The organism is Pseudoteredinibacter isoporae, assembly GCF_011602085.1.
Taxonomy (GTDB): domain Bacteria; phylum Pseudomonadota; class Gammaproteobacteria; order Pseudomonadales; family Cellvibrionaceae; genus Pseudoteredinibacter; species Pseudoteredinibacter isoporae.
This window is the reverse complement of record NZ_JAAONY010000002.1, coordinates 1,406,903-1,432,637: the sequence shown is the minus strand read 5'-3', so window position 1 is coordinate 1,432,637 and position 25,735 is coordinate 1,406,903. Positions and strand designations below refer to the sequence as shown.

19 protein-coding genes are annotated in these 25,735 nt (G+C 50.2%); 12 read left to right on the top strand and 7 right to left on the bottom strand.

What is annotated here, in order from left to right:
- Positions 1-138: 138 nt before the first annotated feature.
- Positions 139-855 carry a DUF3334 family protein gene (locus G8768_RS14740; protein ID WP_166845405.1) on the top strand — a complete coding sequence of 239 codons (717 nt, stop codon included), beginning with the start codon at positions 139-141 and terminating at the stop codon, positions 853-855.
- 40 nt (positions 856-895) lie between these two features.
- On the opposite strand, the gene G8768_RS14735 is transcribed toward G8768_RS14740, so the two are convergent.
- Positions 896-1,567 carry a rhomboid family intramembrane serine protease gene (locus G8768_RS14735; RefSeq protein ID WP_208020185.1) on the bottom strand — a complete coding sequence of 224 codons (672 nt, stop codon included), beginning with the start codon at positions 1,565-1,567 and terminating at the stop codon, positions 896-898.
- 78 nt (positions 1,568-1,645) lie between these two features.
- On the opposite strand from G8768_RS14735, the gene G8768_RS14730 reads away from it, so the two are divergent.
- Positions 1,646-2,329 carry an SDR family oxidoreductase gene (locus tag G8768_RS14730; RefSeq protein WP_166845407.1) on the top strand — a complete coding sequence of 228 codons (684 nt, stop codon included), beginning with the start codon at positions 1,646-1,648 and terminating at the stop codon, positions 2,327-2,329.
- Between the two features lie 71 nt (positions 2,330-2,400).
- On the opposite strand, the gene G8768_RS14725 is transcribed toward G8768_RS14730, so the two are convergent.
- The 4 genes from G8768_RS14725 to G8768_RS14710 form a co-directional block, all read right to left on the bottom strand.
- Positions 2,401-3,540 (bottom strand): acyl-CoA dehydrogenase family protein, encoded by a 1,140-nt coding sequence (locus tag G8768_RS14725; protein WP_243749503.1) that lies wholly within the window; start codon positions 3,538-3,540, stop codon positions 2,401-2,403.
- A gap of 10 nt (positions 3,541-3,550) precedes the next feature.
- Positions 3,551-4,753, bottom strand: coding sequence for an acyl-CoA dehydrogenase family protein (locus G8768_RS14720; protein ID WP_166845409.1), 1,203 nt, complete (start codon positions 4,751-4,753; stop codon positions 3,551-3,553).
- 21 nt (positions 4,754-4,774) lie between these two features.
- Positions 4,775-5,950: an acyl-CoA dehydrogenase family protein gene (locus tag G8768_RS14715; RefSeq protein ID WP_166845411.1), complete on the bottom strand. Its 1,176-nt coding sequence runs from the start codon at positions 5,948-5,950 to the stop codon at positions 4,775-4,777.
- A gap of 187 nt (positions 5,951-6,137) precedes the next feature.
- Entirely contained in the window at positions 6,138-7,163 is a 1,026-nt protein-coding gene (locus tag G8768_RS14710) for an AraC family transcriptional regulator (protein ID WP_166845413.1), read from the bottom strand.
- Positions 7,164-7,205: 42 nt separating this feature from the next.
- On the opposite strand from G8768_RS14710, the gene G8768_RS14705 reads away from it, so the two are divergent.
- The 7 genes from G8768_RS14705 to G8768_RS14675 all read left to right on the top strand — a co-directional run bounded on the left by G8768_RS14705 (position 7,206) and on the right by G8768_RS14675 (position 20,285).
- Positions 7,206-7,598 (top strand): hypothetical protein, encoded by a 393-nt coding sequence (locus G8768_RS14705; RefSeq protein WP_166845415.1) that lies wholly within the window; start codon positions 7,206-7,208, stop codon positions 7,596-7,598.
- Entirely contained in the window at positions 7,507-9,693 is a 2,187-nt protein-coding gene (locus G8768_RS14700) for an EAL domain-containing protein (RefSeq protein ID WP_166845417.1), read from the top strand. The genes G8768_RS14705 and G8768_RS14700 overlap by 92 nt, the downstream gene beginning before the upstream one ends.
- Positions 9,693-11,489, top strand: coding sequence for a putative bifunctional diguanylate cyclase/phosphodiesterase (locus G8768_RS14695; protein ID WP_166845419.1), 1,797 nt, complete (start codon positions 9,693-9,695; stop codon positions 11,487-11,489). The genes G8768_RS14700 and G8768_RS14695 overlap by 1 nt, the downstream gene beginning before the upstream one ends.
- A gap of 38 nt (positions 11,490-11,527) precedes the next feature.
- Positions 11,528-15,346, top strand: a complete 3,819-nt coding sequence (locus tag G8768_RS21175; protein ID WP_166845421.1) for a response regulator — start codon at positions 11,528-11,530, stop codon at positions 15,344-15,346.
- Between the two features lie 302 nt (positions 15,347-15,648).
- Positions 15,649-18,114 carry a M1 family metallopeptidase gene (locus G8768_RS14685; RefSeq protein WP_166845423.1) on the top strand — a complete coding sequence of 822 codons (2,466 nt, stop codon included), beginning with the start codon at positions 15,649-15,651 and terminating at the stop codon, positions 18,112-18,114.
- Positions 18,115-18,199: 85 nt separating this feature from the next.
- Positions 18,200-18,757: a DUF6702 family protein gene (locus tag G8768_RS14680; RefSeq protein WP_166845426.1), complete on the top strand. Its 558-nt coding sequence runs from the start codon at positions 18,200-18,202 to the stop codon at positions 18,755-18,757.
- Between the two features lie 202 nt (positions 18,758-18,959).
- Positions 18,960-20,285 (top strand): ATP-grasp domain-containing protein, encoded by a 1,326-nt coding sequence (locus G8768_RS14675; protein ID WP_184679384.1) that lies wholly within the window; start codon positions 18,960-18,962, stop codon positions 20,283-20,285.
- Here the strand turns inward: G8768_RS14675 and G8768_RS14670 are convergent, their stop codons facing one another.
- Entirely contained in the window at positions 20,286-21,596 is a 1,311-nt protein-coding gene (locus G8768_RS14670) for an APC family permease (protein WP_166845428.1), read from the bottom strand.
- A gap of 174 nt (positions 21,597-21,770) precedes the next feature.
- On the opposite strand from G8768_RS14670, the gene G8768_RS14665 reads away from it, so the two are divergent.
- Genes G8768_RS14665 through G8768_RS14655 form a run of 3 tightly spaced genes read left to right on the top strand, consistent with a single transcriptional unit; the run spans position 21,771 to position 24,856 of the window.
- Complete coding sequence (locus tag G8768_RS14665) at positions 21,771-23,168, top strand: amidohydrolase (protein WP_166845430.1); 1,398 nt, start codon at positions 21,771-21,773, stop codon at positions 23,166-23,168.
- Entirely contained in the window at positions 23,165-24,394 is a 1,230-nt protein-coding gene (locus G8768_RS14660; RefSeq protein ID WP_166845432.1) for an amidohydrolase family protein, read from the top strand. Before G8768_RS14665 ends, G8768_RS14660 begins: the two co-directional genes overlap by 4 nt.
- Before the next feature lie 30 nt (positions 24,395-24,424).
- Positions 24,425-24,856: a GFA family protein gene (locus tag G8768_RS14655; protein ID WP_166845434.1), complete on the top strand. Its 432-nt coding sequence runs from the start codon at positions 24,425-24,427 to the stop codon at positions 24,854-24,856.
- A 3-nt stretch (positions 24,857-24,859) separates the two neighbouring features.
- Here the strand turns inward: G8768_RS14655 and G8768_RS14650 are convergent, their stop codons facing one another.
- Entirely contained in the window at positions 24,860-25,735 is an 876-nt protein-coding gene (locus tag G8768_RS14650) for a crotonase/enoyl-CoA hydratase family protein (RefSeq protein WP_166845437.1), read from the bottom strand.

Sequence of the window (25,735 nt, the reverse complement as noted above, 5' to 3'; positions counted from 1 at the left end):
CTGGCAAAACCGGGTCTGCCGACTATGCTTAGGAGGAAAATTCAATCAAAAGTGTGGGTCAACTCTTTGCTCAATCAGCCGATAGAGCTGTGTTAGAAGCAGTGGTGAAAAGAGTAAACAGTACCCAAAGGAACGTGTATGAGCAGTTTGATCGAAGCCAATAACCAAGAAGCGGCCACAATTGTTGTCGGCCCAGAAGATATCTTACTGGAGTTATGTGGCTCTGTGTCCAACGTGCTCTCAACGGCCTGTCATAAGCCAATCCGTCATGCCCAGATGATTCAATCCATTCAAACGACCAGCTTGAAACCGGACATTTCCGGCTTTGTGGTCTTTGAGGGCGGCTTTACCGGTTTGGTGGTGCTGAATTTCAGTGCCGATGCTGCGATGGAAATTTATCAGGATTACATGCTCAGCATGGGTATGGACGAATCCAGCCTTGCTGTGCAGTACACCTCCGATGAAGTTTCCGATATTGTTGGTGAGCTGATGAATCAGGTGGTGGGCGACTTTATCAACAAGGTTAATATGCGCTTGCAAAGTTGTGTGGATCAGAGTCAGCCGAAGGTGCTGACATCGGGTCGTCAGTTGACCATTTCCATCGATGCAGGCTTGCAAACACCCATCACCAAACGCGTGGCGTTTTACACCAATAACAACAACACCTTTTATCTCGAATACTCGATGGATGACACGGAGTTTGTTGCAACCGCTGACTACAGCGCCAGCGATGCCCATGACCCTGATGCGGTCATTGCCGGGCATCAAAACCAAAGTGATTCCGCTGACGTTGCTTCTATCAGTGCAGCAAATGCCAACGACAGCGATGCACTATTAAGTGAGTTGGGTTTATAGGCACAGGCTCACTCACCTCAACCGAACACTATTGGTTTGCTTAGGGCTTTTTGCTGTCATCTTGTTCAGCGAGCCAATAGGGATCTTCATCGAGATCACTATCGTCTTCATCTTCCCAGGAATAGCGTTTGCGTTCAGGCAGTGGGTCGCGATGACGCATTAAAAATGCCATCAGCACACCCATTAATGCGCCAAACAAATGCAGTTCGTAGGAAATTCCCGGTTCGCCCGGAAAAATGCTCATCAGCATACCCCCGTACAAAAAGAACGCGATCATCAACAAAGCGGTGGAGCGTTTGTCTCGCCGCAACAGGCCAATCAAGAGCAAATAGAAAAACAGGCCATGACTGATTCCGCTGGCGCCAAAGTGGTAACTGTCCCGGGCAAAAAACCAGGTGAGTATACCGGAACCAATCCAGATGACGGCGAGGGCATACCAGCGACTGCGGGGATAACCCAGATACAATCCAGCCATTAACAACAGCAGTGCAGAAACATTGTTGATCACATGGGACCAGGAGCCGTGCAACAAGGGCACGAGAAAAATGCCCCAAAAGCTGTCAGTTTTCCTTGGGTAAATCCCCAGTTCGGGCATGTTAATATCAAGTAGCTGGCAGATCCCGAAACCAGCAAGGAGCGCCGCCGAGAAGAGCACACTGAACAATAGGGCTCTTGGCAGGCTGTTTGAGCGACGATCAACGCTAGTAATCATTGGCTGGCGGTCTCCTGAACGTTCCATAGATCTATTTATATGGGCAATAGCTAACAGGTTCAATACGAAAAGATAACCATGAAACAAAATGAATTTACCAATAAGCGGGTAGTGGTCACCGATTGCGATAATTATATGGGGCCAATAGCGGTGGAACATTTTCGAGCTGAGGGGGCGGATGTACTGGCCTGGAGCGAAGCTTTGGATAGCCCCCAAGCTATCGCTAAGCTGCTTGCCGAAGCCGGCGATACCGATATATTGATTGCCAACTTTGGTGCAAATCCGCGTCCCAATAAAGTCGAAAATATTGCCGATGAAGAATGGTTTGGTCTCTGTGATGACATCTTGCACCCGTTTATCAGGGTTGTGCGCGCTTTCGCCGGGCAAATGAAAGCCAAAGGTCAGGGAAAGATTGTTGCAATTACCAGTGCGGCACCTCTGCGAGCGATTTACGGGGCCAGTGCCTATTCCGCCGTGCGCGGCGCGCAAAACGCTTTTGTACGTTCGGCCGGCAGCGAGTTGGCAAGAGCGGGCGTGCAGTTCAATGCCATTGCGCAAAACTATGTGGAAAACGAAGATTACTACCCCAGGGAAAAACGAGAAGACCCGCGTTTTCAGGAAGAGCTGAAACAGGTTGCCACAAGACGTTGTGCGGAGGCCCAGGAAACCGCCAATCTGATGGCTTTTTTAGCTTCCGAACAAAATACTCATATTGTCGGTCAGGCGGTGCCTTTTGCTGGTGGTTGGGCGACCAACAGTTAACAGCCCGTATTGGATATCCTGATTCCCCAAAAGGCCAGTAAACACTGGCCTTTTGGGGTGTTGAGCATGGCTTATGCTAACAGAAGCGGAGCAAGGCGCTTGCGGTGATGGGCTGAATCGCCGTATTGTTGCTGGCTCCACTGGGCACGGCGAATATACAGTTGAGCATCGCACTCATAGGTGAAACCCATGCCGCCGTGGAATTGAACCGCTCGATCGCCTGCAAACAGCAGGGCATCGTTTGCCGTTGCCTTGGACATGCGGCAGGCAATTTCTGCATCGCGAGTCATTTCCCCTTGGCTGTCTGCCAATAAAGTAGCTGCGTGATAAACCTGGGAACGAGCGCCTTCCATCATGTTCAGCATGTCAACGGTTGGGTGTTTCAATGACTGATAAGAACCAATCAGTTTTCCAAACTGCTTGCGAGTATTGAGATACTCCACGGTTAAGTTCAGGCAGGCAGCGGTTGCACCTACCGATTCGGACGCCGTCAGCAACGCGCCCAGAAGTTTGACGTCATTCAAAGCGGCGCTTGCGGAATCGCTTAGCAACTGATCCTCGCGAATGTTGATATGGTTTAGCTCAACAATGCCCGCGCGTTTCGTTTCGTCGATCAATGTGTGTGTCTTGATGGCAGAGTCACTGAGCTGTTCGCGTTCCAGAATAACAAGGCGTTGCTGTTCTCCTTGCTGGTATAGAACAAGAAAAATTTCCGCTTGATCGGCAGCTTCTACCAGTTGCTTTCGGCCATTGATCTGACGGTCGCTGTTCAGTGTGCACTGGCTTTTGCTTGCGCCCCAGTCTTCGTTATCCAGCAAGGCCAGAGTTGCCACCGTACCGCTGGCAATCATTGGAAGGTAGCGCGCTTTTTGTGACTCATTGCCAGCGCGTTGAATGAGTTGTGCTGCCAGAGTGCTGCAGAAGAACGGGGTGGCCAACAACTGGCGTCCCATACTTTCAGCAATGGGCATCAAACAGTCAAGGCCCAAACCGGAGCCGCCGTAGTTTTCGTCAATGCACATGCCCAGCCAGCCCAGTTCTACCATTTCCTGCCAGACTTCATTCTGATATCCGGTTTCGCTGGACAGCAGTTTGCGAACGGTTTCGATATCGGATTTGTCCTGGCAAAAACCGCGTGCGGCTTCCTGGATCATTTGCTGGTCTTCGCTGAAGCGCATGTCGGTATTGGCTTCAATATTAATAAACGTCATGCTGGACTCCTTACTTTGGCAAACCGAGTGCGTGCTCGGCGATAATGTTGGCCTGCACCTGGCTGGTGCCGCCGCCAATGGTTGCGGAGAAATTATTGAAGTAACCGCGTTGCCATACACCACCTTCAATAGCCGTGTCGTCGCCGACATACAGGCCGCCTTTGCCGCCTTGTAAGCTGACGGCATATTGTCGTGCTCGACGGAACAGTTCAGTGGCCACCAGTTTTCCGCTGAGTGCCAGGGAGAAGGGGTAGTCAGTGCACAGTTCCGGAATGTCACCACGCACCTTCATCAGTGCCAGGGATTTTTCTTCAATCAAAAACTGCACCAGTTGATCTTGGACTACGGGGTCTTCCAGCAGTGCTTGGCCATCACGCTCGATGGTACGACAGGTGTTCAGCAGATCGGCCATGGCGATGGGCAGAAACTTGTAGGTACTTGCCTGACCACCATGCACGCTGCGTTCGTATTCCAGGGTTCGCATTGCCACTTTCCAGCCCTGGTTTTCTTCACCCATTAAGCAGGACGCTGGGATACGTGCATCGTCGAAAAAAGTTTGGCAGAAGCCGTATTCACCGGTAATTTTTTGGATTGGGCTGGTGCTGATGCCATCGGCGTGCATGGGAGATAAGAAGAACGACAGACCCGCGTACTTGCTCGGCGCATCCGGATTGGTGCGTGCCAGCAAAATCATATACTTGGCGTAGTTACCGAAAGTCGTCCAGATCTTGCTGCCGTTGATAATGTAATCATCGCCATCACGCACCGCACGAGTTTGGGCGTTTCCAAGGTCGGAACCGTGGTCCGGTTCGGAAAAGCCCTGGCACCAGATATCATCGGCAGTCAAAATGCCTTTGATGTATTTCTGCTTTTCTTCTTCGGTACCCATGTCCAGAATCAGCGGGCCAGCCCAGCCAAGACCGATGACATTAAAAATGATGGGTGCTTTGTGGTTCATCAATTCTTCATCAACGATATTTTGATAAACCTGCGGCATACCACCGCCACCGTATTCTTTTGGCCATGCCATGCCCAGATAGCCAGCTTCATATACTTTTTTCTGCCAGGCAATCAGAAACTCCAGCTGCTCTTCGCTGCCCACTTCCATAAAAGACTGGGGCAACAGAAAGCCGGGATCAGCCGGAATGTTTTCTGTTAGCCACTGGGAGACTTCGGCGCGAAAAGCCGCCAGGGAATTTGCATCGGTTTGCATAAGGTTCTCCAATTAAGTCACTTACAGCTGATATTGACGGGACGCGAGGTCGCGCATGATTTCTTCCGAGCCACCACCAATAGCATTCACTCGAACTTCACGATAAATGCGCTCGGTTTTGCAGCCGCGCAAATACGAGGCACCGCCTAAAATCTGGCTGGCTTCTTTGGCGCAGAATTCCATGGTTTCACTGGCCTGAACTTTGAGCAGGGCGATATCGCCGAAGTCACCGCGGCCTTCCATCAGTTCGCGGGTCACGAACTGAATATAGGCTTGGGTGGCATTGATACGCTGTTTCATCTCGGAAATTTTATGACGAATCACCTGATGTTTAGACAAAGGCTTGCCAAACGTCATGCGATCCTTTGCCCAGCTTACCGCTTCGTCCAGACAGCACCGCGCACAGGCTTCCATATTGACGATCATCGCCATGCGTTCGCTGTTGAAATTGTTCATGATGACCAGAAAGCCATGGCCTTCCTCGCCGATCAAATGATCCGCAGGCACTTTGACATTATCGTAGTAAATGGTTGCGGTATCGGAACACCACCAACCCTGTTTGCGGTCCAAGGGGGTACGACTCACGCCCTCTAAATGGGTGGGTACCAGCAACATGGAAACGCCCATCGGGCCTTCATCACCGGTGCGCACAGCTGTGCTGATCCAGTCCGCTCCCATGCCGCCAGAGATAAAGGTCTTACTGCCGTTCACAATGTAGTAATCGCCTTCGCGGCGGGCGGTGGTTTTGATGTTGGCCACATCCGAACCGCCTCCGGGTTCGGTAATGCCAAGGGAGATACGCTTCTCGCCACTCAGCACCTTGGGCACAACGTCTTGTTTGATGTGTTCCTGTGAGAAGTTCACTACCGGCGGCAGGCCGATACCGTGAACCAGCAGGGTGCTGGCAATGCCGCCAGCGGAGCCAATGCGGCCCAATTCCTCGTTTACAATCTGGCCGTGGTAGAGATCAATACCTTCGCTGATACCGCCGTATTCCTCCGGATAGCCCAGTTGTAAAAGGCCTATGTCAGCGGCTTTCTTCCACATTTCGTCGGGAATCTTGCCGGCTTCGTCCCAGTCGTCAAAATAGGGTGCGACTTCCGTATCGAGGAATTTACGCAACTGACTGCGCCAGGCTTCGTGGTCTTCGGTTAGGTTCGGGTTGTGCAGGCGTGCGCTGTCGAAGTCTAGGGACATGCTCTTCTCCGTTGATTATCCAAGTCGTGCCTGGGAAGGGATCATTAGCCCTTCGGGCGTAGAGACTTTGAATCTTAGAGGGCGAGCTGGGGCCTTGCATTGGAATTGGTGCCAGACAACTTGGCATAGGTGCCAATCCAGCGATGGGGTGAAAAAGAGCTATTTCATTGCCGTTTGACGTGGTTGCTCAGGGGGCTTCTTCCAACTGTTGTACGTAGTCCTTGGGGGAGCAGCCGTGCCAGCTTTTAAACGCTGTGGAAAACGAGGAAGAGTCGGCATAACCCAGCAGAAAGGCAATCTCGGTAATGCCCATCTGTTGATCTTTCAGCAAGCGCGTAGCAATGGCGGAACGAAGATCCTGCACCTCGTTAAGGAAATGAGTGTTGCGCTCCGCCAGGCGGCGTTGCAGGGTGCGGCGAGAGATGCTGAGTTCCTCGGCCACACTGTCAATGCTCATGGCGCCACTGGGCAACGCTTTAACAATAGAACGGCGCATTTGTCGAAGAAAGCCATCACCACTGTCTTTATCAACCGTAGCCAGAATATTTTCATGCAGGTTTAAGGAATCGGAATCTAGGGGTTTAACCAGAGGGTAATCCAAGGCCTCAATATTAAAGAAAAGACCGCTGAAATCCTGTTCGAAAAACAGTTGCTCGCCAAAAATTTTTTTATGTAGCTCGATGTTCTCGGGTTCAGGGTAAGCGAAGTACGCTTTTTCAATGGTGACAGGGTGAATGCAAACCGACTGCAACAGCGAAACCGAAGAGCTGAGAATCATGTCCGCAAAATAGCGGCCGCTCTCATCATTGTTCAGCAGAGGGTTCCACTGGGTACGAATACTTTCTCCCTCGCGAATCACAATGGACTCGCCAATATCGCCCTGCATTTCCATCACGCTGGGCATCATGTTTAACCATTGTCGAAGATTGTCACAGATTCTCGGCAGGTACAGAATCAAGGACACCAGATTCAGGTAGCTGACACGCCCCACCAGCAACCCAATATCTTCGTTATGACTGAGTTCGGCCAAGCGGCGGGCAAGTTTATAAATAGCCGCAACAGGCATTCTAAAGTCAGGGTTTTCCAGCCACAGGGGGTCCAGATCGCAATCGGCAATCAGAGTTTGCCGAGAAATCTCCAAACTGTCGGCCAGTTGCATAAAGAGCAGAGCCTGGCGGCTGGACACTGTCCAGCTGGGGTCGATGCTTGTCATGTAGGTGCCGTCTTGGGTTGTAGGAAATTCAGTGTCTGGTCTTTGGCGATCAAGCGTGAAAACTCTGTTGGCTTCAAGCTCATTGAGATGTCCATTTTCGTGGCAAATCACCAGCCGGGTCAACCAAAAAATTCAACGGTTCACGCTTCTTTGTATTTCCGCCAAGGCGAAATTGCATTCAGCGATGGCTGGGCTAGTCTTCAAATTAAGGTGTCTAAAAAACTGTCGATTTTTATTGCTGTGGCAGCGTTAGCAGTGAAGCACTTAAAACGATTTTGGTTTAAAGCTCAGAGAGAAAAAGGTTGTAAATGTGCTCTGGGTGATGGACATAGAAGGGTGTCTAGTGAATGCAGCATTACCACGTCCGGCAATTCTGGTAACGGACGATATGTTGGCCAACCGTATTGCGATGCGTCAGATATTGAAAACGGTTGATGCGGATATCATCGAAGCGTCCTCAGGGGATGAAACCCTGATGATGATGCTCAAACACGACAATGTTGCGTTGATTTTGCTTGATATCAATATGCCAAATATGAATGGCTATGAAGTGGCCGAGCTTCTGCGCTATGAAGAGCGCAGTCGTTGTGTCCCTATTATTTTTGTTACGGCGGCGTATCGGGATGAGCGTCATGAAATGCTGGGTTATATTTCGGGCGCAGTAGACTATATAGAAAAGCCGGTTGAACAAGACATTCTCACATCAAAGGTAAAGGTTTTTTTGCAACTGCACGAACAGAAGCAAAAACTGGAAAGCCTGAATCGACAGTTAAAAGAAAACTACAAACAACTGAAAATCGAAATGGGCGAACGGGCAAAAGCGGAGCAAAGCCTTCGTAAGCTGTCCGAGGCTGTCAAGCAAAGCCCGGCTTCCGTTATTATCGCTGATGCCTCGGCGCAGATCGAATTTGTAAACCCGACGTTTACCCGTTTAACGGGGTATTCAACCCATGAGGTCTTGGGTAAGCCGCTACGATTTCACCAGTCCGGTTACAACCCGGAAAGTGCCGAGCAGGCGATCGAACATTCCATTGATTCCGGACAATCCTGGTGTGGTGAACTCCACAACTGCAAACGGGATGGCAACTTCTATTGGTCTTTTACCACTATATCCCCCCTTTATGATGCAGCGGGAAATATCACCAATTTTCTTTGTATTGAAGAGGATACGACGGTACGTCATGACTATGAAAAACGTCTGTTAAAGCAGGCCAATTTTGATGACGTAACGGATCTGCCCAACCGAATCCTGGCGCTTGATCGAATCAATCAAGCCTTTTCCCTGGCCGATAGAACTGATCAGGAGACATTAGCGATATGCCCTCTGTTTTTTATTGATGTTGATGGTCTGCGGCGAATCAATGAAACCCTGGGGCATGATGCCGGGGATCGCGTGCTGGTGACAATCAGTTCCCGCCTGAAAGGCATCGTTCGCGCCGGTGATACCGTCGCTCGCGTTGGCAGTGACGAATTTCTGATTATTTCCCAGGGCATTAATGATGTGAATGCGGCTGCGACCATGGCGACTCGAATTCTGGCACTTATCGAAGAACCTATTGATATTGATGAGCAGGTCGTTCGCATGTCCTCTTGTGTGGGCATCAGTCTCGGGGATGATCTCAATGACGATCCACAAGCCGCTATTCAAAATGCTGAATCGGCCATGTATCGAGCCAAGGAGTTGGGGCCTGGTAATTATCATTTTTTCAATGACGATATAAATCGCTGCACACAGGAAAAGCTGCATGTCGAATTGCTGCTGCACAAAGCGGTGGAAGAGGAGCAATTACAACTATGGTTCCAGCCGATTGTCGATGTTGAATCGGGCGAGCTGGTTTCAGCCGAGGCCTTATTACGTTGGCATGATCAGGAGCTGGGTTGGGTTGATCCGGAGCACTTCGTCGAAATTGCAGAAACCAGTGGGCAAATCAATACCATCGGCTTGTGGGTGTTGAGGCGTGCGGAGTTTTATTCAAAACGCTGGCGGGCGAAATTTTTCAATGAACTGTCCCTGGCCGTGAACGTATCAGTCAATCAGTTTCATGATTCGCGTTTATTTGCAGAGGTAAAACGGATTTACGATGACAGTCAACGTTTGAATGACAATGAAGCTCCTCGGCTGGAACTGGAGATTACCGAACGCCTGTTGCTGAGTGACAGTGAGCGGATTCGTCAACAGTTGAATGATATTCGCAAACTGGGTTTTGAGTTGTCCATTGATGATTTTGGTACGGGATACTCTTCACTCAGTTATCTGAAACGGTGTCCGGTGAATACGGTAAAAATCGACAAATCTTTTATTCAGGGTTTGCCCGAAGATCGTGAGAACGCCACTCTCGTTACGGCGATTGTTGCAATGGCTCATGGCTTGAACCTCAAAGTGATTGCGGAAGGGGTAGAGTCAGAAGCGCAATGGACCTTTCTAAAACAAGTCAATTGTGACCTGATGCAAGGGTTTCATGTCGGCAGGCCCATGCCAGCAGAAGACTTCGAATCCTTCCTGTCTGAACAATACACGGAGAGGTGTTAATGGAACCGACGCCCAAAATTCTCGTCACTGATGATGTCGCAGCCAATCGACTGGCCATTCGCAAGCTCCTGCGTCGGCATGATGTCGAAGTGCTGGAGGCTTCCTGTGGAAACCAGGCTTTGCAACTGGCTCTGACGGAGTCGAACATCGCTCTGGTGCTTCTGGATGTTCAAATGCCGGAAATGAACGGTTATGAGGTGGCCAGTTTGCTGCGTCAGGAAAAACGCACAAGTAACATTCCTATTATCTTTTTGACCGCTGTGGCCCGCGATGAGGAGAATGAACTTCAGGGTTACCAATCCGGAGGTGTGGACTATATTCACAAGCCCATCGATTCCGAGATTTTATTGGCGAAAATCAGCATCTTCATCAAAATGTGGCGAATTAATTCCCGCCTACAGCAAGAAGTGAAAAACCGCCGCGAGGCGGAGCAAAAGATTCGCCACCTCGCCAAACACGATATGTTGACGAGCTTGCCCAATCGAAGCCAGTTGCTGGACAACCTGAATCAGGGAAAGTCCCGCGTGGACCGCTATGGTGGAAAGCTTTCGGTTCTGTTTCTGGATCTTGATGGTTTTAAGCCCGTCAACGACATCTATGGTCATGAGGCGGGAGATTACGTTTTAAAGGAGATCGCCAGTCGCCTCAAGAATATGATGCGGCCCACAGATACCGTCGCTCGTTTTGGCGGCGATGAATTTGTGATTCTGATGACCGATGTTCAGGATCGCGATTGTATCGTTCCCAAATTGCAATCCATTATTTCAAGCTGCGCGAAGCCCATGCAGTGGTTGTACCACAAACTGGAATTGAGCATCAGCCTGGGGGTGGCGATGTACCCGGAAGATGGTGACGATGCGACAAGCTTGATCAAATCAGCTGACGGCGCCATGTACCGAGCAAAAGAAGCCGGTAAAAACTGTTTTCGCTTTGTGGTCGAAGGGCAGACCGAAAGTGAAAAAGAGTACAAAGCCATGTCGGGTCTTCTGGAAAAGGCCATTGATCAACAAGAATTATTCCTGCTCTATCAACCCATTCACTGTACCCGAACCCTTGATGTGGTTGCGGCGGAAGCCTTGTTGCGCTGGCGGCATCCAGAGCTGGGGCTCATCGAACCGGTGACCTTTGTGCCGGTTGCAGAGTCCAGTGGTGTTATCGACCGGATTGGTGATTGGGTAATTGGTAAGGCTCTCTCGGATTCTCTTCAGTGGTGGAATGAAACCCGACATAAAGTCAAAGTTATGGTGAACGTCACAACGGCTCAAATCAGCGAGAATGGTTTCAGTGGCAACGTAAACGACTTTCTCAGTCCGGTTCTGGCCGCTATCGGAAAATCGGTCTCGCTGGATGAGCTGAATGAATTTCTGGGGCTTGAAGTCAAAGAGAAAATTATTTCCCGGCCTTTTGATTCCGTCAAAGAGCAACTCGAAAACCTGAAAGATTCCGGTATTGGTGTGTCGGTGGACAATGTCGGTGCCGACGTGACGGCATTGAATTACCTGAAAAACAATCTGGCCTCTCAATTAAAGATTGATCGAACCCTGATCAAGGAACTTCCTGGCAATCAAGGGCAGGACAAAATCGTACGGGCAGTGATGGCCATCGCTCACATTTTTGATATGAAGGTTATCGCGACCGGGGTCGAGTCCAAAGAGCAATATGAGTTTTTACGGGATATCGGTTGCGACTATGTGCAAGGTTTCTATTTCAGTCAGGCCATCAGCAGTGATGAATTGAAGATGTACATTACGGCGTCCTATGCTCACGAGTCCCAAGAGCTGATCGATCAAAACTGAGTCCGTTAAATCTCCTGTCACGCCAGAGTGTAGTCGATATGAATAGATTGAAAGTGGCTTTGATTCTCGCCTTTTTCCTGATTGCAGTTCTTCCCTTAGGGGCCATGGTGTACATCAGCAATGCAGTTTATACCTCAATCATTCATAAAGAGGTGGGCAATTCCCTCTCGGCAATTGCCGATCATAAGCTGACCCGCTGGCAGGATTTTGAGCAGCAGCAACGCCAGAGAATTCGAATAATCTCACGCTCAGCGGTGCTAAAAAGGAGCATCGCTGATTTGCGCCAGGAAACGGATCGGAAGGACAGTGTTGAGCCCATGCCTTCAACGAGTAGTCGAATTGTGGGCAATATTGTGCGCGAAATAAAATCAGCGGATGGTTTTCATGGTTTCTATTTGATTGATGTGAACGGTGTGATTCTGTACCAGGATCAACATCGTGATGCCGTGGGGCAAAGCCTCTATGAAGGGCGATATCATGGCGGGGGGTTGCAACATCTGTTTGATCGCGCTCTGAATTCCTTTGAGCCAGTGATGTCACCTTTTGTCGAAGATGTTGATGAACCCGGCCGATTCAGTTTTTACATAGCCGCGCCCATTATGTCGGGCCCCAATGTCGCCGCTATCATTGTAAAGCAGTTTGATAATCGAGAATTGATCAATATAGCCCGGGACTATACCGGCATTGGTGAATCGGGTGAAATTGTCTTTGCCAAACTGCACGAAGGCAGTGCCTTGCTGATGGCGCCTCTTCGGCATGTAGAAGGCGCGAGTTATAAAAAACGCATTGAGTTGAATGGGCAGTGGGCCAAGCCGGTCCGCGAAGCGTTGGCCGGCCGAAGTGGCGTGGAGCCTTCTTTTGATTATCGGCAGCGTCCGGTGTTGGCGGCCTGGCATCCCATTGAATCTGCCGGTATCGGAATGGTCGTGAAAATTGATGCTGAGGAAGCGTATAGCCAGCTGCACGCCCACCGTCGAGACATTCTTCTGCTGTTGGCGGTTGCGATTGTTTTTGTCGGCTTGGCGGGTTTCTTTCTTTCCCAAGCCATTATTCAGCCGATTAACCGAATGGTCATAGCAGCCCGAAAAATTACCCTCGGAGATTTGGCGCAGACCGTTCCCAATTCCCGTTGGTATGAGTTGGCGCAATTGGGACGAGCTTTGAATGCGATGCTCGCTCATTTGCGAGAGACCATCAGTTCTGTAGAAGCGGATCTTTGGTACAAGGACAGCATGACCAAGTTGTCTGAAGTGCTCAGCGCCGATCAATCGAGTCAGTTGCTTGCCAAACATGTTATTCGAGTGCTGGCCGAACAATTGAATGCGCAGGCCGGAACACTGTATGGCTGCATGGCGGATCATTTGGAATTGCTTAGTCATTATGGCATGGGTGAAGCGCCGGAGTTGGCGCCAACCCTGTCCGCGCAACAGGGGCTGATTGGACAGGCTTTGCAGGATAAAAAAGTGATTGCGATCAATGCCGATGGTGAAGACTCAGTTCGGATTATGATTCGCTCAGGCAGTCAGAAGACCGCTGCCAATTCTCTGATGATTATTCCGCTTTTGTATCATGGTCAAATTATTGCGGTCGTTGAACTGGCCTGGTTGGGTGGCGCGCATACCCGTGCGACAGAGTTGATGGAATACTCTTCTGAAAGTATTTGTCTGGCGCTGATTGCGGCGGAACAGCGCTTGCAGGTTCAAAACATGCTGGAGCAGAGCCAGGCAGATGCCGAGGAGCTGCGACGTCAACAGGAAGAGCTGCGGGTGGCCAAAGAGGAAACCGAACGTCAGGCTCGCGAGTTGGAGGCTGCCAGCCAATACAAATCCGAGTTTTTGGCCAATATGTCCCATGAGTTGAGAACACCATTGAACAGCCTGCTGATTCTTGCCCGCTCTCTGGTGGACAATGAAGAGGGGCATCTTGCGGATGATGAGGTGGAATCGGCAACTGTGATCTACGAGAGTGGCAAGCATTTACTCGGTTTGATAAATGACATCCTGGATATCTCAAAAGTTGAATCGGGAAAAATGCAGCTGAACATTGAAACGATCAGCATCGAAGATATGTTGCTCTCCATACAAAGTCGTTTCGAACATATGGCAAAGGAGAAAGGCTGCGATTTTATTCTTGCGGCCGATCCTGATGTGCCCTCACACGTTCAAACCGATGGCGCTAAATTGAATCAAATCCTGATCAATCTGATCGGCAATGCCATTAAGTTTACCGACTCGGGGTCTGTCGCTCTCGGTTTACGTTGTTCCGACAAGAAAAACGGGCAAGCCCATTTGCACTTTTCTGTGGAAGATACCGGGATCGGTATACCAGAAGACAAATTGCAGAATATTTTTCAGGCGTTCCAGCAGGTCGATGGTTCCATCAGTCGAGTGTATGGAGGGACCGGTCTGGGTTTGTCGATTGCGCGCAAGCTGGCCCAGGTTCTTGATGGAGATATTTCTGTAAGCAGTGTGATGAATCAGGGCAGCTGTTTCACTCTGGATATTCCGATGAACGAACCGCCTGCTTCGGAAAACAACATGATCACGCAGGAACACGATAGTCAGAAAGACAACATGAACCATATCAAGGACGGCCACAAGGACGATCGCTACGTTCTCGATCCCTCAAAACCCCTATTGCTAATCGTGGAAGATGACGACAGCTTTTCAACTATGTTGCTGGATGTCTGCCATCAACAACATTGCCAGGCCATTATTGCGGAGGACGGTGAAGCGGGTATTGCGCTGGCTGAACAGTTCCCGGTTCAGGGCGTGATTCTGGATTACATGTTACCCGGAATTGATGGTTGCGACGTTCTGGCGGCATTGAAATCCAATGCGGCCACTCAGGACCTGCCTGTGCATGTGTTCACGGCGATGGACGGCTTGTCGGATTTGCAAATCATGGGCGCGGTGGGCAAATCTTTAAAGCCCTTGTCCGTAAGCAGTATCAAAAACGTTATTGACCGCTTGGTAAACCCGCAACGAAATGCCCTGACGATGTTAGTGGTGGAAGATGATCACGCCACTTTCCTGGCGCTAACCCGCCTATTAAAAATGGAAGGCGTTTGTTTGCGCCAGGCCCGTTCTGGTCGCGAGGCGGTGAATTTACTACGGAGTGAATCTTTTGATGGTGTTATTCTGGATCTGGGCTTGCCCGATACCAACGGTTTTGATTTGCTCTTGCAGCTTGAAGGGGATGAGTCCACCGTATTGCCTCCCGTCATTGTGTACACCGCCCAGGATCTGAGTATCGAAGAGCAAGATAAACTGGGGAGATTCACTCAGCAGATCGTGATCAAATCCGATGACTCCGCCCAGCGTATGCTCGACGAAGTCCAGACCTTTGCCAGCCTGGTCTGCCGAAGCAATGAAATCGAGCAGGAGCAAAAGCGTTCCCAAGCTGAAGCATGTCCTGAATCGCCTGTTTCATCTTTTGATTCCATGCCATCTGACAATGAAGGCTCGAATGGCGCCAGTGGTCTTGAGGGGCGAGTGGTTCTGCTGGTGGATGACGACATGCGTAATACCTTTGCGCTGGCTAAAGTGCTGCGCAAGAAGGGCGTCGTTGTTCATTTGGCTCCGGGAGGTGAAGAAGCCCTGAGGCTGCTTGAAGAGGAAGACGACATAGAGCTGGTTCTGATGGATATTATGATGCCCCAAATGGATGGTTACGAGGCGACGCGTCGTATTCGCGTTTCAAAGGAGCTTGAAGATCTTCCTATCATTGCGCTTACGGCTAATGCGATGAAGGGTGACCGGGAAAAATGTTTGCAAGCCGGGGCTAATGATTACCTCTCGAAGCCTGTGGATATCGATCGTCTTCAGGATCGAATGAAACGTTGCCTGTCTTGTTGATGGCTTTCACCGCTTTTTCATCGCTTCTATACCATGTTCTTTCATGTCCTCTACTGATCCTCTCTATTTCTTGCGTTCGCTGGGGGTAGAACTGAGGATTGGTTCTGGTTGAAAAACAATCATTCTTGTGGCTTATCTTGGCCTAAGGGCAACTTATCTCATTGTCTTAATGAGCCCTTCAAAACCCCTTCCATCCATAACCCATTAATCCTAGAATGTCCGGTTTCGGTGGTTTAGGCCACCAACGGCTCGGTCTTTGTATCGAGCCGACCCAATTAACCCCAAACTTGAGCCTATCGCTTATGAAAAAAGCAACGTTGCTTTCCTGTTTGTTATTTGCCGGTCTTGGAAGCCAGCTGTCTGTCGCGGCTATTTCCCAGACCAAAGGCGACTTTGAAGACAAGTTTCGCCAGCTGGATGAAGTTCTGCCTACGCCAAACATTTATCGTAATGCGGCGGGCGAACCTGGCCAGCAGTACTGGCAGCAAGAAGTCGACTACAAAATCAAGGTCAAGCTGCTCGAAGACAAGCGTCGTCTCGAAGCCAGCCAAAAGGTGTACTACAAGAACAACTCGCCTTATACCCTGAAGTATTTGTGGGTACAGCTGGACCAGAACAAGTTCAAGAACGATTCCATGGCGGAAATGACCACCGCATTTGCGGGCATCGGTCGTCGTGGACCTGCAACGAAAGCTGCTGCCAGTGGTGCTCCGGCTAAGCTGAGTCTGGCGGAACTGCGTCGTCATCAGTTTATGGAAGACAATGAGTTGGGCTATGACATCACCTCTTTGAAATCTTCCGGCCGTGACCTGAAATACACCATTGTCGGTACCAATATGCGTATCGACTTGCCGAAAGCCCTGAAGCCGGGTCAAAGCTTCCAGTTCGATTTGGGTTTTGCCTTCAATATCGTTGAGGAAAATGCGGTTTGGGCACGCTCGGGTTATGAGCACTTTCCGGATGACGCTCGCGAAGGCGGAAACGATATCTTTCTGTTGGCTCAGTGGTTCCCACGTATGGTGGCCTACACCGATTACGAAGCCTGGACGAACAAAGAGTTTTTGGGCCGAGGTGAATTTACGCTGGAATTCGGCGACTACGATGTGGAGCTGACGGTTCCTGCGGATCACATTGTCTCTTCCACTGGTACTCTGCAAAACCCGGGTCAGGTCTTGACGGCCAAACAGCGTGATCGTTTGAAGAAAGCTGAAACTGCCAAACGTCCGGTTTTCATTGTGACCGAAGAGGAAGCATTAGAGAACGAAAAAGAAGGCACCAACAAAACCAAAACCTGGAAGTTCAAAGCCGAGAACGTACGTGACTTTGCCTGGGCTTCTTCTCGCAAGTTTATGTGGGATGCCAAGGGCTATAAGCAGGGCGGCAAAGTTCAGCCGTTGGTTATGGCCATGTCTTTCTACCCGAAAGAGGGTGGTGATCTGTGGAAGAAATATTCCACCGAATCGGTAGTGCATACTATGGATGTGTACTCGCGCTTCTCCTTTGATTACCCGTATCCGGTTGCACAGTCGGTTAACGGCCCGGTAGGCGGCATGGAATACCCAATGATCACCTTTAATGGCCCGCGTACCGAATTGCGTGATGATGGCAGCCGTACTTATTCCCAGGCGGAAAAGCGCTTCCTGATTGGCGTGGTTATTCACGAAATTGGCCACATCTACTTCCCAATGATTGTGAACAGTGATGAGCGTCAATGGACGTGGATGGACGAAGGCCTGAACAGTTTCCTGGATGGTGTTGCCGGTCGTGAGTGGGATCCGAATATCCCTTGGGGTGTAGAGCCGCGCGATATCGTAAGCTACATGAAGTCTTCTACCCAGGTGCCAATCATGACTCAGTCTGATTCGGTTCTGAAACTCGGCCCTAACGCCTATACCAAGCCTGCGGCTGCCTTGAACATTTTACGTGAAGTGATCTTGGGCCGTGAGCTGTTCGACTTTGCCTTTAAAGAGTACTCCCAGCGCTGGATGTTCAAACGCCCGACGCCTGCGGATTTTTTCCGTACCATGGAAGAAGCATCCGGTGTTGATCTGGATTGGTTCTGGCGCGGTTGGTTCTACTCTACCGACCACGTGGATATCTCTCTGGACCGTGTTTACAAGCTGCGTCTGGATACCAAAGACCCGGATATCGACTTTGCCCGTTTGCGTAAAGAAGAGCAGGATAAGCCTACGTCTTTCTTTAATGAACGTAACAAGGCAGAAGGCCGTAAGCTGTGGATTGATATCAACAGTGACGTCAGCGATTTCTACGATGAAAACGATCGTTTCACTGTGACCAACAAAGAGCGCAATAAGTACAATAAATTTATTGATGGCTTGAAAGATTGGGAGCGCGAAACTCTGGCCCGTGCGGTTAAAGAAGACAAGAACTACTACGTTCTGGAGTTCGCTAACAAGGGCGGTCTGGTTATGCCAATTCTGCTGCAACTGCACTTCACCGATGGTACGGTTGAAGATCAGTACATTCCGGCAGAAATCTGGCGCCGCACCCCGAAAGCGGTTAAGAAGCTGATTGTTACCGACAAAGAAAAAGTGCTTGAACGCGTTGTGGTTGACCCACATTGGGAAACGGCTGATGTGGACAATGAAAATAACCACTATCCGCGCCGCATTATCCCGTCTCGTGTGGAAGCTTTCAAAACCAAGAAGCGTCCAGGTAAGGTTTATCGCGATATCATGAACGATATCAAGACCGAGCTGAAAACCGACGATGACAAAAAAGATGGTACTAAGAAAGACGCTGAGTAATTTCAAGCAGTCTTATTAACTGATGTCGGCCCCTGTTTCAGTTTACTGTGCAGGGGCTTATTTGTTTTTAGAGTGAGCAAAATCCATGGGATTCTTATTCAAGCCCGCGCCGTTTTTTAAACTGATAAGCGCAATCGGCCTGCTACTACTGAGCGTATCGAGTGTGGCCCATCAGCAAAAAGCCGGCATCACCAATATTCTGATCAATGAACGCAGTGGTAAGCTGGAAGTCGCCCATCGTTTTTATCTGCATGATGCTGAGCACGCTATTAAGCACTTGTTTGGAAAGTCGGCGGATATTTATCGTGACGAGAAAACCCAGCAGCGCTTTGCCGATTATCTCAGTTCAGAGTTCGCTATTCGAACGGATGACGGGCGTTCAGTCGAGTTAGACACTCTGGGTTATGAGCTGGATGGCAAGTTTATTTGGGTGTATCAGGAGATCGATATCCCTAAACCTTTGCCGGGTGTTTTGTGGTTCAAGCAGGGCGCCTTACGAGCGCTCTGGAGCAAGCAGATCAATACGGTGAATATCGAAGCGCGCAATGCCAAAGGCGCTCGTCTGGGAGAGGGTAAGGCGTTAAGTCTGAGCTTCAGTGCGGGTGACGATTGGAAGTCCATTGAATTACCAGAGGGCTGGTAAACCTGGTTAATTCTTGAATTTTTAAGCGGCAAGCCTTAGCCGCTTTCCTTTCGCCGCTTGCCTTAGCGAGCGGCAGTTGTCGCCGCCCTCTTTTTTAATTCTCTCCAAGTTGTTGTTTTTCAAGGGGTTCTCAGTCTGGCACAGGCTTTGCTCTTAGTGTTTCATTCAATCAATCTAGCGAATACACAAGCAGGCTTACAACATGAGCGACGCCCAACGATACAGCGCGATGGAAACTGAATCCTACACCCCCGACAATTCGGAGCCCGGTGCCCTGAAAGGTTTGGCCTATCTGATGAGTCGGGTATTTGCAGGTGATGACATGAGTCTGGAGGCCCAGACATTGTTGCAGCGAGCTGAGCAGGGTGAAGCCAATGCTTTGCTGGACTTGTCGATTCTGCTGCAGTTGCGTGGTGATGAGGCGACGGCCATGGCCGTTCAGGCAGAAGCCTTGATGCAGCAGCAACATTATCAATTGATTCCCCGAGTGCACAGCAGCCCATTGAAGGTGTTGGCATTGGTTGCGCCCGGAAATTTAATGAGCAATACACCGCTGGAATTCCTTGCAGACGGCGCTGGTTTTCAATTGGATTTGTTGTACATCAGTCCGGATCTTCCACGCCCGATTCAATTGCCAGAGCACGATGTTGCGATTGTTGCCTTAAGTGAATTGGAGCGGAATCGAGACACTCTGCATATTATTCACGGCATGATCGAGGATTGGCCTCGCCCGATTCTTAACTCACCCAGGGCGCTGTTGAACCTCGGGCGTGATCAAATTTCACAACGCTTGCAGGGTTTACCGGGTTTGGATGTGCCGATCAACGCGATTGTGAGCCGCGATCAGTTGACCTATTTGTCGATGCATCCTTCGGAGTTACCGCAGCTGCTGGCGGACGCGGAATTTCCGCTGATTGTACGGCCACTGGATTCCCATGCAGGGAATGATTTGGCCTGCATTAAAAATGCCGAAGCCCTTTATCAATATCTCACTGCAACGGCGGGCGAGTTGTTCTATTTAGCGCGCTTTGTGGATTACCGAAGTGAAGACGGGCAGTTCCGAAAATATCGAATTATGTTGATTGACGGCGAGCCTCACTTGGCCCATATGGCGATTTCTGATCATTGGATGGTGCACTATTTGAACGCTGGTATGTTGGACAGCGAGACTAAACGCCAGGAAGAGGCCGATACCATGGCAGCGTTTAATCACGATTTTGCGCGCCGACACCGCGAAGCCCTAAAAAATATTCATCAGGTTTCCGGTCTGGATTATCTCGGCATTGATTGCGGAGAGACTCTGGATGGTGATCTTCTCGTCTTTGAGGTGGGGGCATCAATGAATGTTCACGCCATGGACCCGGTGGACATTTTTCCTTACAAGCAACCGCAAATGCAGCGTTTATTTACGGCATTCGAATCCATGTTGCTGCGCGAGCATTTGAACTTCCGAATTGAGCGACGTCGTGCCTCAGCACCTTTCGGCGAGCCACCGCGCGGTGAGCCAGGTCAGGCAATGGCGCAATAATCAGGCCTTTTCCGAGTTGCGTTTCTGTATCGCGCAGGTCAGGTAATAAAATACAAAGCCCAGCAGAATCAGCACAGCGCTGAAATAAACCTGTTGGGTTTTGTGCAGAGCAATATAGCTTAAGCTCCATAGCATAAGCGCCAGATAAATAATGGCGGGCAGCGGGAACCAGGGCATGCGAAATGGGCGGGCCAGTTCCGGCTCGCGACGTCGCAGCAGTAACAAACCGAAGACGGTCAGTACGCTGTTCAAGCTCAGAGTAAAGCCTGCAAAAATCAAAATACTTTCAAAGCTTGCGCTGACGATAAACAATCCGGTGACAATCGCCTGAACGATAATGGCGGTACTGGGAATGTCTTGTTGATTGGTTTTCCCCAGACGCTTAAACAAGGGGTAATCCTGCCCAATCACCTGCAACACGCGTGGCCCGGCCATCAACATGGCGCTGACCGTTGAAATGAGTAACAGCGCCAGAATAAAGGCCATAATACTGGCGCCATTTTCACCGTAGGCAGCCTTCGCGGCGATATAGCCAATCTCCACTTTGCCGGCCAGTTCTGACATAGGTGCCAGCAATAAAAAACTGCTGTTTAGCAGTAAGTACAAGAGAACAACCGTGGCAGTTCCCATCAGCAAAGACAGGGGAATATTACGCTGGGGGTTTTCGATTTCGCTGCTCAGATAGGTGACAGCATTCCACCCGGTGTAGGCATAGTTCACGTAGATCAATGAGACCGCAAAGGCTGCTGTTCCCATAAGCTGGACATCATTGCTCTGAGGGGCAAAGCTGATGCTTTCCAGGTTTGGCGCCAGATACAAAGCGCTGGCACAAAAACCGAGAATTAAGGCGACTTTGAGTAAGGTGAAAGAGGTTTGGAAACGCCCGGAACTGCTGCGGCGTAGACTGTGCACAACCGTAATAATCGCGAGCAAAACCAGGGCCAAAATTTGTGGGTTCAGACTTGGCCAGATTGCTGCCAGGTAATTGCCAAAAGTGAGTGCCACGAGAGCAGACGGCGCCGCGAATCCGACCGTCGCGGATATCCAACCGGAAACAAAGCCTGCTGAAGGGTGAAAAATTCGCCCGATAAAATGATACTCGCCCCCGGAACGTGGCAGGCTGGCAGCCAGCTCGGCGTAGCACAGTGCGCCGCACAAGGCGATGATTCCACCGATTAACCACAATAATAAAATGGCGAAGGGGGATTGAATTTCCAGAAGCTGAAAACCGAGGCTGGTAAATACACCAGTGCCTACCATATTGGCAATGATAACGGCGGTTGCAGTGGGGGTTTTAAACAGTTGGTTCATAGTTTTTATTATTTCTTTTTTTGGCACTGTAACACGGCCGGATCGGGTTTGCAGGAGTTTCTGTTACGTCGTATTGAGCGTTTTCTGCGATAAAGTTAAATGAATATTCTGAGTTATACTGGTTTTTTTTCGTTGTAAGTCTAATGAGAGAATAATTCAACGCAGGACCTACCCATGCATAAATCGTTTCGCCATGCTTGTCTGGCCATCTCAATAGTGGGCCTTATGGCCTGTGAGGGGGACAGGCCCAGTCAGGCCGTTGCCATTAATAAAAACCCGTTTCCGTCCACTTACGTTCCTGCTGCTTCACCGGATCGTATGATTCGCAATGCAACGGTGTTGCTGGGTAACGGTAAGCGACTGGATGATGCCGATGTGTTGATGTCCGATGGCAAGATCAAAGCCGTAGGGCAGGATTTAACGCTGCCTGCCAATGTTGAAGAATTAGATGCCAATGGCAAATGGGTAACGCCGGGTATTATCGACGTGCATTCCCACTTGGGGGTGTATCCCAGCCCGGCGGTGGAATCTCATCAGGACGGAAATGAAATCACGGCGCCGGTAACGGCCGAAGTTTGGGCCGAGCACGGCTTGTGGCCCCAGGACCCGGGCTTTAACCGGGCTCGTGCGGGTGGCATTACAACGTTACAACTCTTACCCGGTTCAGCCAATCTGATTGGTGGGCGCGGCGTAACCTTGCGCAATGTGCCTGCAAACACCATGCAGGAAATGAAATTTCCCGATGCCCCTTACGGCCTGAAAATGGCCTGTGGTGAAAACCCCAAACGAGTCTATGGCAAAAAAGGTGTCAGCCCTTATACCCGCATGGGGAACGTTGCCGGTTACCGTGCCGCCTGGGCGAGTGCCTGGGAATACAAAAAAGCCTGGGACGATTACAACGCTGGCCGAGTTAAAAATGCACCGGAACGCGATCTGCAAAAAGATACTTTGATGGGCGTTCTGGATGGCGACATTCTGATTCACAATCACTGTTACAAGGCCGAAGAAATGGCCATGATGATTGATGTGGCGAAAGAATTTAATTATCACGCCGGTACTTTCCATCATGCGGTAGAGGCTTACAAAATTGCCGACCTGCTGGCCGAGAACCAAAACTGTGCGGCCATGTGGCCCGACTGGTGGGGGTTTAAAATGGAAGCCTTTGACATGGTGCAGGAAAATGTCGCCATGGTGGATGCCGGTCGCAGTGGCGACAAGCTAGGGTGTGCCATTGTTCATTCAGATTCAGCCAGTACCATTCAACGACTGAACCAGGAAGCGGGTAAAATTCTTTTCCGCGCGAAAGAAGCCGGTTATGAACTGGATGAAGCGGATGCAATTCGCTGGATCACCTTAAACGCAGCTCGCTCGTTGGGTTTGGCCGATAAGACGGGTAGCCTGGAAGCCGGGAAAAATGCCGATGTGGTGATTTGGAACCAGAGCCCGTTCAGTGTTTACGCAAAAGCCGAGCAGGTGTTTATCGATGGCGCCAAAGTGTACGATCGCGAAGATCCAGCTTATCAAGCGCAAAGCGATTTTTTATTGGGGCAGCCAGCAGGAGATAAACAATGAAATCCGTGAATAAATATCTTCGTCTGGCGGCTGCATTGAGCACAGCATTTGCTGCGAGCAGCACTTTGGCCGACAGCGTCGCGATTAATAATGTGAAGTTTTATGGTGAAGGCCTGGAGCCAAAAACCTCGTTAAATGTATTGATCAAAGACGGCATTATCCATGAGATATCAGATCAGGCACTTAGTGGCGATACGGTGATTGATGGCCAGGGTAAGGTGCTGACTTCCGGTTTTATCGCTGTGAACAATCAGCTGGGTTTAACTGAAGTCAGTGCGGTAAAGAAGACCGCTGATTTCCATGAAGACAAAGCCGATTTTGCGTTTGATCCGAGCCTGGCCTTTAACTTTCAATCTTCTCTGATTCCATTTTCACGCAAAGGCGGAATCAGTCACGCAGTCGTTACCGGCTCCTCCAAAGGTGCTTTTAAAGGGCGAGCCTTTACGGTAGACCTCAGTGCTGATGCCGGCAGTCAGGTGGAGACGGATGCAGCCTTGTATTTTACTTTGGGTGGTAAGAACAAAGGTTCTCGTGCTAAAGATTTGCAGGACTTGCGAAGTAAATTGGAAGCGGCCAAAAAGCCAGCAGCAAAAGAAGGTAAGGGTAAGCCGGTTAAAGATGACATCAAAGTACTGAAGCGACTGTTGGCCGGTGAGTTTCCACTGCTTGCACGAGCGGATCGTCCTGCGGATATTTTACAGTTGTTGAAGCTTAAAAAAGATTTTGGTTTTTCTCTTGTGCTGGCCGGTGCGGCAGGTGCATTGGATGTTGCCGAGCAGCTGAAAGCTGAAAAGGTTGTGGTCATCGTTGAACCAATGCGCAATCTGCCGGAAGGTTTTGATTCCTTACACCAGCGTTTGGATACCGCTGCAAAATTACACAAGGCCGGGCTTGAGGTGATTCTGGCCGAGCGCGATACCCACAATATTCAGCAGCTACGTTTCCATGTCGGCAATGCTGTCGCTCACGGGCTGCCCCATGATGTGGCCGTTCGCGCCGTCACAGAAACTCCAGCAAGGGTATTTGATCTGGGCAAGGGTTATCTGGCTGAGGGCAGCAAGGATGTCGTTCTGTGGTCTGGCGACCCGTTTGAGTTAAGTTCTCGTGTGCTCAGATTGTGGATCGATGGTGAAGAGAAAAGCACGCGCTCACGTCAGGATTTACTTCGTGAACGTTATCAGCAAAAAAGTGACCGAGCGGCGGCTTATACCAAGCCAAGTTTCTAGTTCTGAGGCGCTGTAAATCTGGAAGGTATGATGGCAGACAATAACGAAACGCTTCAGCAAGAGAAGGTCTACTACCAAGGCAGCTGTCTATGTAAGGCGGTACGTTTTGAATTGTTAGCGGAGCCACAAACGGCTTCGCATTGCCATTGTACGATGTGTCAAAAACAACACGGTGCAGCCTTTGCCAGCTATGCGAGAGTTCGACACAGTGAATTGCGTTATCTTTGCGGTGAAGGCGTAATAAAAAGCTATGCCTCTTCCAAAACCGTGAGGCGTCGTTTCTGTTCTGAGTGTGGGTCGAATCTGACCTGGGGTTATACCGAGGGCAAGTGGTCGGAATGGGTGGCCGTTGCCCTGGGATGTTTCGATACGCCTTTTACCCAGGATATCACCCGGGAAATTCACCTCGAAGATATGGCTCCCTGGTGGGAGCCGTCGGCTAAAAGTTTAAAGCCTGAATAATTCCTACTCGAAATCGTCCAGCGGCATATGCTTGCTGACACCTTCCGCGATATTGCCACCGCCATCGCGTTCGGCGACCACCTGTTTGAACCCAACCTCTTGTGCGCGTTCTCGGAACCATAAGCCTTCGGGTGAATGGCGAGCGACACCGTCAAAGAAGGTGGCAAACATCTGGGTTTGATTTAAGCCCATGCTTTCATAGGCCTGATTGACGGTCATTTTGCACATCATTAACTGGTTGCGCGGCACGCCTTTGATGCGGTTGGCCAATTTCATGACTTCATCATCAAGTTGCTCCAGTGGTACCGATTTTAAAATCAGGCCCATTTCTTCGGCTTCTTTTCCGCTGATCAGGTCACCGGTGAACAACATGCGTTTGGCCTTTTCTACACCCAGGCGGTAAACCCACATCATGGTTGTTGGCACGCCCCATACTCGCGCTGGTGGGTAACCAATACGAGCGTCGTCGGCCATGATAATCATGTCGCAGCACAGGGCGATATCACTGCCGCCGGCGGCCGCTGCACCGTGAATTTTGCAGATGGTAGGTTTGCGGGCACGCCAAAGCGACATGAAATCTTCGGTGTTGCGAGACATCATGGCGTAGTCTTCGGTAGGGTCCCAGGGCATTTCCTGGCTGCCGTGGATTTCGCCGGAATCTTCCTGAGCGTATTGCACGAGATCGTAGCCGCCGCAAAAACCTTTGCCGGCACCTTGTAGAATAATCACATGCACATTGGGGTCGCGTTCGGCTTTTTCGACGGCCTTGCGCAAATCAGAGGGCAGGCGATCGTTAATCGCGTTTAACCGTTCCGGACGGTTCAGGGTCAGGGTCGCGATTCGATCGTTAACCTGATAATCAACAGTTGGTGAGCTCAT